Source organism: Streptomyces sp. NPDC004610 (genome assembly GCF_040609715.1).
GTDB lineage: Bacteria > Actinomycetota > Actinomycetes > Streptomycetales > Streptomycetaceae > Streptomyces.
On sequence record NZ_JBEXLA010000015.1, the window covers coordinates 24,474 to 38,405 of the forward strand.

The 13,932-nt window shown below is 74.8% G+C and carries 12 protein-coding genes; 4 read left to right on the forward strand and 8 right to left on the reverse strand.

Translation table 11 applies throughout. The annotated features are described in order from the left end of the window. Positions 1–162: 162 nt before the first annotated feature. On the reverse strand, positions 163–840 hold the full coding sequence (locus ABZX40_RS18495) for a DUF3000 domain-containing protein (protein ID WP_355740078.1): 678 nt from the start codon (positions 838–840) through the stop codon (positions 163–165). 130 nt (positions 841–970) lie between these two features. Between ABZX40_RS18495 and hemE the strand changes: the two genes are divergently transcribed. Further along, positions 971–2,056 (forward strand): uroporphyrinogen decarboxylase, encoded by a 1,086-nt coding sequence (gene hemE / locus ABZX40_RS18500; protein ID WP_355740076.1) that lies wholly within the window; start codon positions 971–973, stop codon positions 2,054–2,056. Positions 2,057–2,431: 375 nt separating this feature from the next. Here the strand turns inward: hemE and ABZX40_RS18505 are convergent, their stop codons facing one another. Both ABZX40_RS18505 and ABZX40_RS18510 read right to left on the reverse strand, forming a co-directional pair. Beyond that, positions 2,432–3,829: an FAD-dependent oxidoreductase gene (locus ABZX40_RS18505; RefSeq protein WP_355740074.1), complete on the reverse strand. Its 1,398-nt coding sequence runs from the start codon at positions 3,827–3,829 to the stop codon at positions 2,432–2,434. 46 nt (positions 3,830–3,875) lie between these two features. Then, the gene (locus tag ABZX40_RS18510; protein ID WP_355740072.1) at positions 3,876–4,964 is read right to left on the reverse strand and encodes a DUF4349 domain-containing protein; all 1,089 of its coding nucleotides are present in this window, start codon (positions 4,962–4,964) and stop codon (positions 3,876–3,878) included. Between the two features lie 179 nt (positions 4,965–5,143). On the opposite strand from ABZX40_RS18510, the gene hemG reads away from it, so the two are divergent. Together hemG and hemQ are read left to right on the forward strand one after the other, a co-directional pair. After that, positions 5,144–6,598 (forward strand): protoporphyrinogen oxidase, encoded by a 1,455-nt coding sequence (gene hemG / locus ABZX40_RS18515; protein ID WP_355740070.1) that lies wholly within the window; start codon positions 5,144–5,146, stop codon positions 6,596–6,598. A gap of 4 nt (positions 6,599–6,602) precedes the next feature. Next, entirely contained in the window at positions 6,603–7,328 is a 726-nt protein-coding gene (gene hemQ / locus ABZX40_RS18520; RefSeq protein ID WP_355740068.1) for a hydrogen peroxide-dependent heme synthase, read from the forward strand. A 31-nt stretch (positions 7,329–7,359) separates the two neighbouring features. On the opposite strand, the gene ABZX40_RS18525 is transcribed toward hemQ, so the two are convergent. The 4 genes from ABZX40_RS18525 to ABZX40_RS18540 form a co-directional block, all read right to left on the reverse strand. Continuing rightward, on the reverse strand, positions 7,360–8,946 hold the full coding sequence (locus tag ABZX40_RS18525; protein WP_355740066.1) for an alpha/beta hydrolase: 1,587 nt from the start codon (positions 8,944–8,946) through the stop codon (positions 7,360–7,362). Positions 8,947–9,065: 119 nt separating this feature from the next. Continuing rightward, positions 9,066–9,857 carry a TIGR04222 domain-containing membrane protein gene (locus ABZX40_RS18530; protein ID WP_355740064.1) on the reverse strand — a complete coding sequence of 264 codons (792 nt, stop codon included), beginning with the start codon at positions 9,855–9,857 and terminating at the stop codon, positions 9,066–9,068. Between the two features lie 121 nt (positions 9,858–9,978). Beyond that, positions 9,979–10,332, reverse strand: coding sequence for a hypothetical protein (locus ABZX40_RS18535; protein WP_355740063.1), 354 nt, complete (start codon positions 10,330–10,332; stop codon positions 9,979–9,981). A 121-nt stretch (positions 10,333–10,453) separates the two neighbouring features. Beyond that, the gene (locus tag ABZX40_RS18540; protein WP_355740061.1) at positions 10,454–11,803 is read right to left on the reverse strand and encodes a DUF692 domain-containing protein; all 1,350 of its coding nucleotides are present in this window, start codon (positions 11,801–11,803) and stop codon (positions 10,454–10,456) included. A gap of 139 nt (positions 11,804–11,942) precedes the next feature. On the opposite strand from ABZX40_RS18540, the gene ABZX40_RS18545 reads away from it, so the two are divergent. Then, positions 11,943–13,034, forward strand: coding sequence for a phosphotransferase (locus ABZX40_RS18545; protein WP_355740060.1), 1,092 nt, complete (start codon positions 11,943–11,945; stop codon positions 13,032–13,034). Between the two features lie 149 nt (positions 13,035–13,183). Here ABZX40_RS18545 and ABZX40_RS18550 read toward each other — a convergent pair whose 3' ends face one another. Beyond that, entirely contained in the window at positions 13,184–13,897 is a 714-nt protein-coding gene (locus ABZX40_RS18550) for a peptidyl-tRNA hydrolase (protein WP_355740058.1), read from the reverse strand. Positions 13,898–13,932: the final 35 nt, after the last annotated feature.

The following is a 13,932-nucleotide window of genomic DNA, read 5'->3' on the forward strand; positions in this document are numbered from 1 at the left end:
ATAGAAACCCGGCGTTCGGGCGAGAGGGAGAGACGGCGGGGGAGGCGGCGGGGGAGGGGCGGCCGACGGGGGCCGGGACATGCGTGAGGGGCACGTCCACCGGACGTGCCCCTCACGCTCCTCACCGATACCGGACGGCGTGGCGTCAGCGCGCCGCGCCGCTCATCGGGACTGCGGCCCCCGCCGCTGCGGCAGCGTCACCACCGACGCGTCCCCCGGACCGGCCGGCGGCAGCCCCGCCACCTGCGCCAGCAGATCGCTCCACGCGGCCAGATGCGCACCCGTGTCCGGCACCCCGCCCAGCCCCTCGCGCGGCGTCCAGGACGCGCGGATCTCGATCTGGGAGACGGCGGGGCGCGCGGAGAGCCCGCCGAAGTAGTGCGAACCGGCGCGCGTGACCGTCCCGCTCGCCTCGCCGTACGTCAACCCGCGGGCCTGGAGCGCGCCGGTCAGCCAGGACCAGCAGACATCCGGCAGCAGCGGATCCACCGCCATCTCCGGCTCCAGCTCCGCCCGCACCAGCGTCACCAGCCGGAACGCGCCGCGCCAGGCGTCGTGCCCGTCGGGATCGTGCAGCAGCACCAGCCGGCCGTCGGCGAGATCCTGCTCGCCGTCCACCACCGTGGCCTCCATCGCGTACGCGAACGGCGCCAGCCGCTTCGGTGCCGGGACCGCCTCGATCTCCAGCTGCGGGCGCAGCCGCGCCGAGCGCAGCGCGTCGACCGCGGCCGTGAAGGGCGGCGGGGCCGTGCCGTCCGGAATCAGTGAGCCCTCCCCGTTGTCCTTCGGTTCGTCCATTCCGCCAGCGCCGTCCGACAGTCGTCCCTGAGCCGCAGCCATGCGGGGAAGATTAAGCGGAACGGGGCCCGCGCGCAGGGCAAGACACCCCGGCCACCCCGCCCCGCCGGGCCCGGCGGCGGCCCGCGTCCCCTCGGCGGACCCCCACCGCACCCCGTGGGAGACTGACCCCGTGAGTGCCAACGGACGCCCCACGGGCCAGCCCCCGACAGCCACCTACGACTCCGCCTTCCTGAAGGCGTGCAGGCGTGAGCCGGTGCCGCACACCCCGGTGTGGTTCATGCGCCAGGCCGGGCGTTCCCTGCCGGAGTACCGCAAGGTCCGCGAGGGCGTCGCCATGCTGGACTCGTGCATGCGGCCCGACCTGGTCACGGAGATCACCCTCCAGCCGGTCCGCCGCCATGACGTCGACGCGGCGATCTACTTCAGCGACATCGTCGTCCCCCTCAAGGCGATCGGCATCGACCTCGACATCAAGCCCGGCGTCGGCCCGGTCGTCGAGCGCCCGATCCGCACCCGCGCCGATCTCGCCCGGCTCCGCGATCTGACCCCGGACGACGTCCCCTACGTCACCGAGGCCATCGGCCTGCTCACCGCCGAACTGGGCGCGACCCCGCTGATCGGCTTCGCCGGGGCCCCGTTCACCCTGGCGAGCTACCTGGTGGAGGGCGGCCCGTCGCGCACCTACGAGAACGCCAAGTCGATCATGTACGGCGACCCGGAGCTGTGGGCGGATCTGCTGGACCGGCTCGCGGAGATCACGGCCGCGTTCCTGAAGGTGCAGATCGAGGCGGGCGCCAGCGCCGTCCAGCTCTTCGACTCCTGGGCCGGCGCCCTCGCCCCCGCCGACTACCGTCGCTCGGTCCTGCCGGCCTCCGCGAAGGTGTTCCGCGCGGTCGAGGGCTACGGCGTCCCGCGCATCCACTTCGGCGTCGGCACCGGTGAGCTGCTGGGCCTGATGGGCGAGGCCGGAGCGGATGTCGTCGGCGTCGACTGGCGGGTCCCGCTGGACGAGGCGGCCCGCCGGGTCGGCCCTGGCAAGGCGCTCCAGGGCAACCTGGACCCGACGGTCCTGTTCGCCCCGCAGCAGGCGGTCGAGACCAAGGCACGCGAGGTACTGGACACGGCGACGACCCTGGAGGGCCACATCTTCAACCTGGGCCACGGCGTGATGCCCTCCACCCCCCCGGACGCCCTCACCCGCCTGGTGGACTACGTCCACACCACCTCAGAACACCGAACAGCCCAACGCCCTTAAGGGTCGCTGGGGGTACCCCCTCTGGGGGAGGAACCGCGCGACCAGCCCCCCGACCCGCACCAGCCCGACACCAAGGCATACGCCCCCTCAAAACCCCGCCCCCAGCAACCCCCTCAAGGGGCGCGGGGAACTGCGCGACCAGCCACAACCCACCCGCACCCGCCCGACACCAAGGCATGCGCCCCCTCAAACCCGGCCCCCAGCAACCCCCTCAAGGGGCGCGGGGAACTGCGCGACCAGCCACCCCCGACCCGCACCCGCCCGACACCAATGCACGCGCCCCTCAAAACCCCGCCCACGACCACGCCCTCAGGGGCGCGGGGAACTGCGCACCCAGCCACAACCCACCCGCACCCGGCACAAACCCCAAACCCCTCACCCCACCCCCCGCACCCTGCTCACCGCCTTGCGCGCAGCAACAAGCACCGGATCCCACACCGGAGAGAACGGCGGCGCATACCCCAGATCCAGCATCGTCATCTGCTCCACACTCAGACCGGCGGTCAACGCCACCGCCGCCACATCCACCCGCTTCCCCGCCCCTTCCCGCCCCACGATCTGCACACCCAGCAACCGCCCGGTGCGCCGCTCGGCGAGCATCTTCACCGTCATCAGGGACGCCCCCGGGTAGTACCCGGCCCGGCTGGTCGACTCGATCACCACCGACTCGAACCGCAACCCCACCCGCCGCGCGTCCTTCTCCCGCAGCCCGGTCCGCGCGATCTCCAGATCGCACACCTTGCTGACCGCGGTCCCCACCACCCCCGGGAACGTGGCGTAACCGCCGCCCACGTTCGCCCCGATGACCTGCCCGTGTTTGTTGGCGTGGGTGCCGAGCGGGATGTACCGCTGCTGCCCGGAGACCAGATCGAGCACCTCGACGCAGTCCCCGCCGGCCCAGATGTTCTCGTGCCCGCGCACCCGCAGCGCGAGATCCGTGAGCAGCCCGCCGTGCTCGCCGAGCGGCAGCCCGGCCGCGCGGGCGAGCGAGGTCTCCGGCCGGACCCCGATCCCGAGGACCACCACATCCGCCGGGTACTCGGCGGACGCCGTCGCCACCGCGCGGGCCCGCCCGTCGTTCCCGGTGAGGATCCGGGTCACCTCGGCGTCATTGACCATGGTCACGCCGAGCCCCTCCATGGCCTCGTGGACCAGCCGCCCCATGTCGGGGTCCAGGGTCGCCATCGGCTCGGCGCCCCGGTTGACGACCGTCACCTCGTACCCGCGGTTGATCATCGCCTCGGCCATCTCCACGCCGATGTACCCGGCACCGACGACCACGGCACGCCGTCCGCGGGTCGCCGCGAGGGTGTCCAGGAGGGCCTGTCCGTCGTCCAGGGTCTGCACCCCGTGGACACCGGGCGCGTCCATACCGGGCAGCTCGGGCCGCACGGGCCGGGCCCCGGTGGCGATGACGAGTTTGTCGTACGACGTCCAGGACTCGGCCCCGGAATCCACGTCCCGCGCGCGTACCCGCCCGCCCGGGACGTCGATCTCGGTGACCTCGGTGCGCATCCGCAGATCGATGGACCGGTCCCGGTGCTCCTGCGGGGTGCGGGCGATCAGATCGTCCCGCTCGGGTACGTCACCGCCGACCCAGTAGGGGATCCCGCACGCCGAGTAGGAGCTGAAGTGGCCCCGTTCGAAGGCCACGATCTCCAGTTCGTCGGGGTCCTTCTGCCGCCGGGCCTGGGACGCCGCGGACATCCCCGCGGCGTCACCGCCGATCACGACCAGTCGTTCCCGCGCGCTCCGCGCCCCGTTGCTGCTCATGCCCTCCACGCTACGGGCCCCGGCGGCGGGGTTCCCGGCCGCCCCGTCACTCCTCCTCCGCTCCCGTCTCCGGGGCCTTCGCGGCACTGCCGTCCACCGTCACCGGACGGGCGTGCGGCAGCGTGCCCGTGGCGGCCACGGCGGACGCGGACGCGGGCTCCGCGCGGCGCGGCAGCCGGGGCCGTACGATCCGCAGCCAGACCAGGAGCAGCAGCGCCAGCGACACCGCGAACGGCAGGACCGCGCCCAGCGCGACCAGCAGCCAGCGCAGCACCGAGACGAACGCGTCCCAGCCCCCGGACAGCGCGTCCAGGAAGCCGGGGTCGTCGTCCTTGGCGTCCCGGTCGACCGGGGTCTCGGTGAGGGTGAGGGCGATGGTCGCCAGGGTGGTGCGGTCCTCCAGGGAGGACTGACGGGCGAGCAGGGACTCCAGGTCGGCCTGACGCCGGCTCAGTTCGCCCTCCAGGGTGACGACATCGCTGAGCCGCTCGGCCCGGTCCATCAGCTCCCGGATCCGGGTCACGCTGGCCCGCTGCGACTGGATCCGGCTCTCGACGTCCACCACCTGGTCGGTGACGTCCTCCGCCTTGGTGGACCGTTCCAGGAGCTTGCCCGAGCCGACGCCCTCCAGATCGCCGAGGATCTCGTCGTAGCGCTCGGCGGGCACCCGCAGGGTGACATCGGTGTACTCGGCGTCGTCCTCGTCGCGGGTGGTGTGCTCCTCGCCGACATGGCCGCCCGCGCCCTCGACCGCCGACCGGGCCTCGCGCAGCGCCTTGGGCACATCCTTGACCTGCACGGTCAGTGACGCGGTACGGATGACGTGGGTCGCCGGGAGGTCGGGGGCGGACTCCTCGGACTTCTCGGACGCCTGGGCCTCATCGGCTCTGGCACCCGCGTCGGCCTCCCCGGAACCGGCGTCCAGGCTTCCGGGCGCCGCCCCGTCGGCCGCCGCCTTGCCGTCGCCCGAACCGCCGTCGGCCATGCTGTCCGCAGTGTCGCCGGCACCGGTGCATCCGGCGAGGCCGAGCGCGGCGGCGAGCAGGACGCCCGCCAGCAGCCGGGCCGGGCGCCGCGCGGACGGCCGTACGGCCCGGTCCGGTCGATGGGTGTGCGGTGCGGGCAGTGTGCGCATGTGCGCCCCCCCGGGGATCGTGATGAACAGATGCTCCTTCGACGCCCGAGCGGCCCGGGACGTTGGGGGCGGCCGGTCCCGATGCGGTCACGGTCGGGACTCGGACCGGGCACGGGGCGGGGCCTGGCCTTGAGGGGTCCGCGGGCCGGAGTGTCAGTGGGGTCTGAGAGGCTGGGTCCATGACCAGCACCACAGCCCTCCGCACCAGGCATGTCGTCGTCATCGGGGCCGGGATCGCCGGGCTCGCCGCCGCGCACCGGCTGCTCGGGCGCGGCGCCTCGGTGACGGTCCTGGAGGCGGCGGACCGGGTGGGCGGCAAGCTGCTGGCGGGCGAGATCGCCGGGGTCCGGGTCGATCTGGGCGCCGAGTCGCTGCTCGCCCGGCGCCCCGAGGCCGTCGCGCTGGCCCGTGAGGTGGGCCTCGCCGACCGGCTCCAGCCGCCCGCCACCGCCTCCGCGTCGCTGTGGACGCGGGGGGCGCTCCGGCCGATGCCCAAGGGACATGTGATGGGCGTGCCGGGGACGGCGCAGGCGCTGTCCGGCGTGCTCTCCGAGGACGGCCTGCGGCGGATCGCCCAGGACGCCGACCTGCCGCGCACGGAGGTCGGGGACGATGTGGCGGTGGGCGAGTTCGTGGCCCGCCGGGTCGGGCGCGAGGTCGTCGACCGGCTGGTGGAGCCGCTCCTCGGCGGGGTCTACGCGGGTGACGCGTACCGGCTGTCGATGCGCTCGGCCGTGCCCCAGCTGTTCGAGGCGGCCCGGACCCACAGCTCGCTGACGGAGGCGGTCCGCGCGATCCAGGCGAAGGCGGCGGGCGCGGCGGCGGCCGGGCCGGTCTTCATGGGCATCGAGGGCGGGGTGGGCACCCTGCCGCTCGCGGTGGCCGAGGCGGTCCGCGCGCGGGGCGGCGAGATCGCCACCGGCGCCGCCGTGACGGAGCTGCGCCGGGCGGCGGACGGCTGGCGGGTCGTCACCGGCGGGCGGGAGCTGCGCGCGGACGCCGTGGTCGTGGCCCTGCCCGCCCCGGCCGCCGCCGCGCTGCTGCGCGCCGAGGCACCCGCCGCCGCGGCCGACCTCGCGGCCGTCGAGTACGCCTCGATGGCGCTGATCACCCTCGCCTACCGCCGCGCGGACGTCCGGCTGCCCGGCGGCAGCGGCTTCCTGGTCCCGCCGGTCGACGGCCACACCATCAAGGCGTCCACGTTCGCCTCCCAGAAGTGGGCCTGGATCGCCGCCGAGGACCCGGACACGGTGGTGCTGCGCGCCTCGGTCGGGCGGTACGGCGAGACGGAGATCCTCGGCCGCCCCGACCCCGACCTGGTCGCCGTCGCCCGGCACGATCTGCGGGCGGCCACCGAACTGACCGCCGACCCGGTCGGCACGGCGGTGACCCGCTGGACGGACGGCCTGCCCCAGTACCCCGTCGGCCACCACGCGCGCGTGGCCCGTATCCGCGAGCGGATCGCCGCCCTGCCCGGCCTCGCGGTCTGCGGCGCGGTCTACGACGGGGTCGGCGTCCCGGCCTGCATCGCGAGCGCCCACGCGGCGGTGGACCTGCTGGACGGCGCCCCGGAGGGCGTGCATGGCCTCACGGCGGCCCCGGTGCGGAGCCCGCACGGCGGAGCGGGAGAATAGCCGCATGAGTGACGACGCCCCCACCACCGACCGGATTCCGAACAAGGGCAAGCTGGCGAAGGACCTCAACGAGGTCATCCGCTACACCCTGTGGTCCGTCTTCCAGCTGAAGGACGCCCTGCCCGAGGACCGCGCGGGGTACGCCGAAGAGGTCCAGGAGCTGTTCGACCAGCTCGCCGCCAAGGACATCACCGTCCGCGGCACCTATGACGTGTCCGGCCTGCGCGCCGACGCCGATCTGCTGATCTGGTGGCACGCCGAGACCGCCGACCAGCTCCAGGAGGCGTACAACCTCTTCCGCCGCACCCGGCTCGGCCGCGCGCTGACGCCGGTCTGGTCGAACATGGCGCTGCACCGCCCCGCCGAGTTCAACCGCTCGCACATCCCGGCCTTCCTCGCCGACGAGACCGCGCGCGACTACATCAGCGTGTACCCGTTCGTGCGCTCCTACGACTGGTATCTGCTGCCCGACGAGGACCGCCGCCGGATGCTCGCCGACCACGGCAAGATGGCCCGCGGCTACCCCGATGTCCGCGCCAACACGGTCGCCTCGTTCTCCCTCGGCGACTACGAGTGGATCCTCGCCTTCGAGGCCGACGAACTGCACCGGATCGTCGACCTCATGCGCCATCTGCGCGCCTCCGAGGCCCGGATGCACGTCCGCGAGGAGGTCCCGTTCTACACGGGCCGCCGCAAGTCGGTCGCCGACCTGGTCGCCGGGCTGGCGTAGGCGTCACCTCGTAGGCGTCACCGCGCAGGCCCTACTTCGCCTTGCCGGGGCTCGGCTCACGGTGCGGTGCGCACGCGGCGCGCCGCACCGGAAGCCGCCCCTCCAGCAGATACGCGTCCACATACCCGTTGACGCAGGCGTTCGGCCCGCCGACCAGCCCGTGCGAGCCCGCGTCCCGCTCGGTCACCAGCACCGCCCCCGACAGCCGCCGCTGGAGCTCCACCGCCCCCTCGTAGGGCGCGGCGGCGTCCCGCTCGGCGGCCACGATCAGCGTCGGCGGCAGCTCACCGGGCCCGGTCCGCACATCCACCGGCGTCTGCCGGGGCCCCTCCCAGTAGGCGCACGGCAGATTCATCCACACGTTGTCCCAGGTCTCGAAGGGTGCCACCCGGGCCAGCCGGGTGTTGTCCCGGTCCCACACCGCGAAGTCCGTCGGCCAGGGCGCGTCGTTGCACTCGACGGCGGTGTAGACCGCGCTCGCGTTCTCCGCCTCCGCCGCCGCCTCCTCGACCGGCGCCGCGATGTCGATCAGCGGCTGCGGATCGCCCTTGAGGTACGCCGACAGGGCCTCGGCGCGGTAGGGCCAGTGGTCGTCGTAGTACCCGGCCTCCAGGAACATCCCCTGGAGCTGGCCGGGCCCCACCTCGCCGCCCGCCGGTTCGGCGGCCAGCCGCTCCCGCGCCTTCTCGTAGCTGGCCTGCACCGCGTCCGCCGTCGCACCGAGCCCGTACACCGCGTCGTGCCGGGCGGCCCAGGCCCGGAAGTCGGCCCAGCGGCCCTCGAACGCGGCCGACTGGGCCAGGTTGTTGCGGTACCAGACACTCGACGGATCCGGATCGACCGCCGAATCGAACACCATCCGCCGCACATGCGTGGGGAACAGCGTGGCGTACACCGCGCCGAAGTAGGTGCCGTACGACGACCCCATGAAGGTCAGCTTCTCCTCGCCCAGCGCGGCGCGGATGACGTCGAGATCGCGGGCGTTGTTGAGGGAGTGGTAGTGCCGCAGCGCGCTCCCGGACCGCTCGGCGCAGCCCCGCGCGTACGTCTGCGCCCGCGCGATCCGCTCCTTCTTGTACGCCGCCGAGGGATGCGTCGGGGACTGGCTGGGCCCCTTGAAGAACCCCGCCGGGTCCTGGCAGGAGAGCGGCGCCGAACCGCCGACCCCGCGCGGGTCGTAGCCGACGAGGTCGTAGGCGGCGGCGAGGCGCTTCCACTCGGGGAGCATGCCGATCAGCGGGAAGTAGCGGCCCGAGCCGCCGGGGCCGCCCGGGTTGTAGACGAGGGCGCCCTGCCGGGGCACCTTGCGCTTGCTGTTGCCGGGATCGGTACCGGTGGCGACGACCCGGCTGACGGCCAGCTCGATCCGGGTGCCGTCGGGGTCGGCGTAGTCGAGCGGGACGGCGACCTTGCCGCACTCCATGGCGCCGGGCAGGTCCTGGGCGTCCGCGCAGGGTCCGAAGGTGACCCCGGCCGCGCGGGCCCGCTCGGCGGCGACCCGGGTGCCGTGCGCCTCGGCGGCACCCGCGAGCCCGGGGGCGGCGGCACCGGCCGGGGCGGCGGTCAGAGCGCCGAGCAGCAGCGCCCCGGCGGCCGAGTGGAGCACGGCGGCTCGCATACGAGGTATCCCTTCGGAGCACGGTGGTGACAGAAGGGATGTTTGGTGCGAGGTGGGGGGAAGGCAAGCACCGGCGGCGCGTGGCGCGGGCCAACACGCCGATGCGCCCCCCGACAGCCCTAGTCGCCGGGGTCCAGGTGGCGTTCCCGGTGCGCGAACGCCGCCCGCAGATCCGGCTCGCCCACCGCGTGCACCCCGAGCACGGCCACCGAGGTCAGAAACGCCCGGTCGTCCCCGGTGGCGGCGGTGCGGCCGGTGCGCCGGGCCAGGGTGCCGATGAGACGCTGCCCGGCCGGGGAGGCCCAGTGCGAGTAGGGGTGGACCTCGATCCGGGCGAGGGCCAGACAGCTCAGGGTGAGGGTCAGCGGCAGCGCGAACCACAGCGCCACCAGATGGCGCGGCAGTTCGGTCGGCCCCGGCATCAGCAGCGCGACCGCCCCGAGCGCGGCCACCACCACCGCCGCGCCCCGCACCTGCCGTACCCCCGCCGCGACCGTGGACCCGGCGCCGTCCGGCACCGCGAGACCGGCGCGGACGAGCCCGTCGGCGAGACCGCGCACCGGGTCGGCGGCGGCCGTCGCGGTCCGCACCGGCGCTATCGGCGACTGCCCCTCGGGGCCGATCGCGCCGATCACCGTGCGCTCCATCTCGTCCCGTCCGCGCGGATCGACGACCGTGGCCCAGCCGGTGCGGGCGAGCAGCAGCCGGCGCTGGCGGGCCATGGACACCAGGGTCAGTTCGGCGACCCGCGCGGGGCCGCCGGACAGGAACGCCGCCTCGTACAGCGTCAGCTCGTGCCCCCGCCCGGCGTCCGGGCCGGCGTCCGCCGCGCGGGCCGCGGACAGACACAGCCGGGTGCACGCCGCACCGGCGACGGCCCAGGCCAGAAGCAGCAGAAGCACCCAGAACATGCCGCGTTTCTATGCCAGAGGGGTGGAGAACGCCATGCCCTGTTCATCATCCGGACAGCGCGTCGCGCGTATGTGACGGAGCCCGTCATGCCTCAGGAGCCGCCCGGGGCGGGCACGGAGGTCACCGACGCCAACGGGACGACCTCCCCGGGACCCGGGTCGCCCGCCAGTGCCGGGTAGTCGATGTGTCCCGTCGCCTCCAGCGCCCGCACCCCGTACGGCGTCCGTGGTGCGCCTGGCGGCCCGCCTCCGGGCCCCAGCGGCGGACCTCCCCGAGGTCGGCCGACAGCCGCTGGTCCTGCGCGGAGAGCGGGCCGTACCGGGTGGACAGCGTCTGCGCGGCGAGCGGATCGGCGGCGGCGGCGCACTCGTCGTCGTACCACCACAGCGGGATGAACAGCGCGGCCAGGGTGGCGGAGAGGCAGAGCAGGATCAGACCGGTGCCGTTGAGGATGCCCCGGCCCGGGGGGCGCATGGCGCGTCCTGGAGCGGCACCGCACGCCAGTGCGCTTCTGGGGGAGAGGGGGGAGGGGAGAGGGGGCGGATATATGGGGGATGGGCATGTTACTGCCGCCCGCCCGCTCGCCGCCGCCCCCTCAACGCCGGGGCAGTACCCGCAGGGTGGCTCGCGCGAGTCGCGCGCCGCGCCCGGTCGCCCTCGGTGTGGGCCCCGACCGGTCCAGCAGCCACTCCCGCAACTCCCGCGACGCACGGGACTCCCGCGCCCCCTCCCCGTCCCGCAGCAGATGCCGGACGAAGTCCAGCGCGTCCCGCCGGTAGCCGCCCGCCATCGGACGGCGGTGGGCGTACGCCAGGAAGGCCCCCCGGTACGCGCTTCCCAGGATCTCCGGCAGTTCCGGCGCCACCTTGGCCACCACATCCGCCCGCTTCCCGGCGAGCGCCCGCGACTGCACCCGCAGCCGGGCCCGGTCGAACCCCTCCGGCGCGGGCGTCCCGGCGACCAGCGCGGACAGCAGCGCGGTCTGCGCGAGCCCGACCCGCTGCCGGGCCCCGTCGGTGCCGGGAGCCTCCTCGTCGATCCGCGTCCCCCACACCGGCGCCACGGCCGCCGCCCCCTTCCGCCGCCCCTGGGCGACGGCCGCCCGGATGCTCTCCACCTCCCGCTCCAGCTCCCCCTCCGCCGGGAAGTCCTCGTCGCGCTCCAGCAGCACCCCCGGCGGGGCGACCCGGGAGGCGAGGTCGGTGAGCAGGTCGAGGACCGGGCGCGGCACCGGGTGGGCGTGGCTGTCGTGCCAGACGCCGTCCCGCTCGAAGCCCCCGGCCACATGGACGTACGCGAGGGCCTCCAGGGGCAGTTCGGCCAGCGCCTGGCCCGGATCGGCACCGCTGTTGACATGGTTGGTGTGCAGATTGGCCACATCGATCAGCAGCCGTACGCCGGTCCGGTCCGCGAGGTCGTACAGGAACTGCCCCTCGGTCATCTCGTCGCCGGGCCAGGACAGCAGCGCGCCGATGTTCTCGACGGCGAGCGGCACGGGCAGCGCGTCCTGCGCGATCCGGACGTTGGCGCAGAGCACGTCCAGCGCGTCCCGGGTGCGCGGCACCGGCAGCAGATGACCGGCCTCCAGCGGCGGCGACGCGGTGAGCGGCCCGCCCGCCCGGACGAACGCGATGTGCTCGGTGACCAGCGGCGCCCCCAGTGCCGCCACCCGCTCGGCCAGCGCCGCGAGCCGCCCGGCGTCGGGCCGCTCGGCCCCGCCCAGCCCCAGCGCCACCCCGTGCGGCACCACCGTCACCCCGCGCTTGCGCAGCCGTACCAGCGACTCCGGCAGATGCCCGGGACACACGTTCTCGGCGACGACCTCCACCCAGTCGATCCCCGGCATCCGCTCCACGGCACCGGCGATCTCCGGCCGCCACCCGATCCCCGTCCCCAGGACCAGTGCCGTTCCCCGGATGGCCCGTTCCGCCTGTGCTGTCCCCATGTCCCCCTCCTCCTACGGCATCTCACGATCCCGGTGAGTCGGGGTATGGCCCTGCCGGAGCGCGGTGAACCCCGTGGGTCGCTGGTTCAGAGCAATATTTGAGGTTCGGGACGGGCGGGCGCAGTGGTGGGATGGGCGGATGCCCGCCGATGCCCGCCCCGCCCTGCCCACCGCCGTCGACCGCGGCGCCTATCCGGACGCCGTCACTCCGTGGGAGGACCCCGGGTGGCGGGCCGACGCCCTCGCCTGGGCCGGGCGGGAACTGGCCGCCGCCGGGCGCCCGGCGGCGGGGGAGTGGCGGGTACGGCTGCGGCCCTGGTCGGTGCTCATCCGGTTCACCGTCGCCGACGGCGGGGTGATGTGGTTCAAGGCAAGTCCGCCGGCCGGCGCCTTCGAGGCCGCCCTCTGCCGCGCCCTCGCCGACTGGGTGCCGGACCAGGTGCTGACCCCCCTCGCCGTCCACACCGCCCACGGCTGGACCCTGCTCCCCGACGGCGGCGACGACTTCCGTACGGTCCTGGACCGCGAGCCCGCCGACCCGCGCGCCTGGGAGGAGCCGCTGCGCCAGTACGCCACCCTGCAACGCGCCCTCGCCCCGCACGCCGACGCCCTGGAACGGCTCGGTGTCCCCGGCGCCCGCACCACCGCCCTGACCGGCCTCTTCGACCGGCTCGTCACCGCGAACACCGCGCTGTCGCCCGAGGACCGTTCCCGGCTGCTCGCGCTCCGGCCCTGCCTCACCGAGTGGTGCGCCGAACTCCTCGCCCTCGGCCTCCCCGACACCCTCGACCACGCCGACCTCCACGAGGCCCAGCTGTTCCGGCCCCGCCCCGGCCGGTTCGTCTTCTTCGACTGGGGCGACGCCCTCGTCACCCACCCCCTGTGCAGCTTCCTCGTCCCCGCCCGCCAGGCCGTCCAGCGCTACGGGCCCGGCGTACTGCCCCGGCTGCGGGACGCCTACCTGGAGCCGTTCACCGGGGACGGGTTCGGTGCGGCGGAACTGCGGCACGCGCTGCGGACCGCCACGCGCCTCGCTCCGCTCGGCCGCGCTTCGGCCTGGGGACGGCTCTTCCCCCGCCCGGACACGATCTGCCTGGACACGAGCCGCTCGGACACCGCCCGCCCGGACACCGCCCGCTCGGACACCGCCCGCTCGGCGACGGGTCCGGCCCAGAGCGCGGGGTCGCTCCGCGAACTTCTCAGGGAGCCTTGGGAGTGGCCGGAGGCTTAGGGTCCCGGGGCCTTGGGAGTGGCCGGAAGTTCAGGGTGCGGGAGTCCCGGGAGCGCTGGAAGCCCCAGGAGCTTTGGGGAGCTTTGGGGGGCCTGGGGGGCCTTGGGCGTGGCCGGAGGCTCGTAGGGGCCCGGCATCCTCAGCCGCCGTCAGCCGCCGTCGGAGGCGCGGCGCAGGGCCGGGTGGTCCGCCACCACCGTGCAGGAACCCGGGGCGATCTCCGTGAAACCGGCGTCCCGGACCACCGGGAGACCGGACGTCGTCAGGGCCCGCCACTCCGCCGGGTCCGCCGTGCGCACCGCCAGCGGGAAACCGGCGTCCCGCCAGGCGGCGCGCTCCGCGTCCGGCAGGTCCCACCAGGCCAGTTGGGCGCCATGCCCCGCCTGGGCCATCGCCTTGCCCGCCGACATCTCCACCTCGGGGCTCAGCCACAGCACCGGCGCCCCCCGGTCCGCGCCCGGCGGAGGCTCCGGGTCGTCCAGATCCGTGCCGGAGACCTGGAGCCGGGCCAGATCCTTGGGCCAGCCGTCCAGCGGAACGGGCGGGAAGACCCGTACCTCGGCCGCCTTGCCCGTCACCGTGATGCCGGGGAGGGCCTCCGCGCGGCGCCACTCCGCGCCCCGGGCCCGCCGGACCACCTTGCGGATCCGGGCGTCCTGCCAGTCCCGCATGGCCCCGGCCCACTCCCCGCCGCCCAGCGAGCGCGGGTCGGCGAGCATCACCAGCACCGCGCGGGCCGCCGTCTCCAGCGCGTCCGTGCGCGGCGGGGGCGCGCCCCGCTCGATCCGTACGACCAGCGGCAGCACGAACTGCCGTGCCGTGTCACGGTCACCGGGCTCTGTCCGGAAGGGGCTCTCACTCACGGACCGCAGGGTACTTGACCGGCCTCGGCGCCCGC

What these genes read in the sequence shown, in the direction of transcription:
- ABZX40_RS18540 (WP_355740061.1), bottom strand. Translation starts at nt 11,803, where the DNA reads ATGGGGACAGCACAGGCGGAACGGGCCATCCGGGGAACGGCACTGGTC.
- ABZX40_RS18525 (WP_355740066.1), bottom strand. Translation starts at nt 8,946, where the DNA reads ATGCGAGCCGCCGTGCTCCACTCGGCCGCCGGGGCGCTGCTGCTCGGC.
- ABZX40_RS18545 (WP_355740060.1), top strand. Translation starts at nt 11,943, where the DNA reads ATGCCCGCCGATGCCCGCCCCGCCCTGCCCACCGCCGTCGACCGCGGC.
- ABZX40_RS18530 (WP_355740064.1), bottom strand. Translation starts at nt 9,857, where the DNA reads ATGTTCTGGGTGCTTCTGCTGCTTCTGGCCTGGGCCGTCGCCGGTGCG.
- ABZX40_RS18505 (WP_355740074.1), bottom strand. Translation starts at nt 3,829, where the DNA reads ATGAGCAGCAACGGGGCGCGGAGCGCGCGGGAACGACTGGTCGTGATC.
- ABZX40_RS18495 (WP_355740078.1), bottom strand. Translation starts at nt 840, where the DNA reads ATGGCTGCGGCTCAGGGACGACTGTCGGACGGCGCTGGCGGAATGGAC.
- hemG (WP_355740070.1), top strand. Translation starts at nt 5,144, where the DNA reads ATGACCAGCACCACAGCCCTCCGCACCAGGCATGTCGTCGTCATCGGG.
- ABZX40_RS18535 (WP_355740063.1), bottom strand. Translation starts at nt 10,332, where the DNA reads ATGCGCCCCCCGGGCCGGGGCATCCTCAACGGCACCGGTCTGATCCTG.
- hemQ (WP_355740068.1), top strand. Translation starts at nt 6,603, where the DNA reads ATGAGTGACGACGCCCCCACCACCGACCGGATTCCGAACAAGGGCAAG.
- ABZX40_RS18510 (WP_355740072.1), bottom strand. Translation starts at nt 4,964, where the DNA reads ATGCGCACACTGCCCGCACCGCACACCCATCGACCGGACCGGGCCGTA.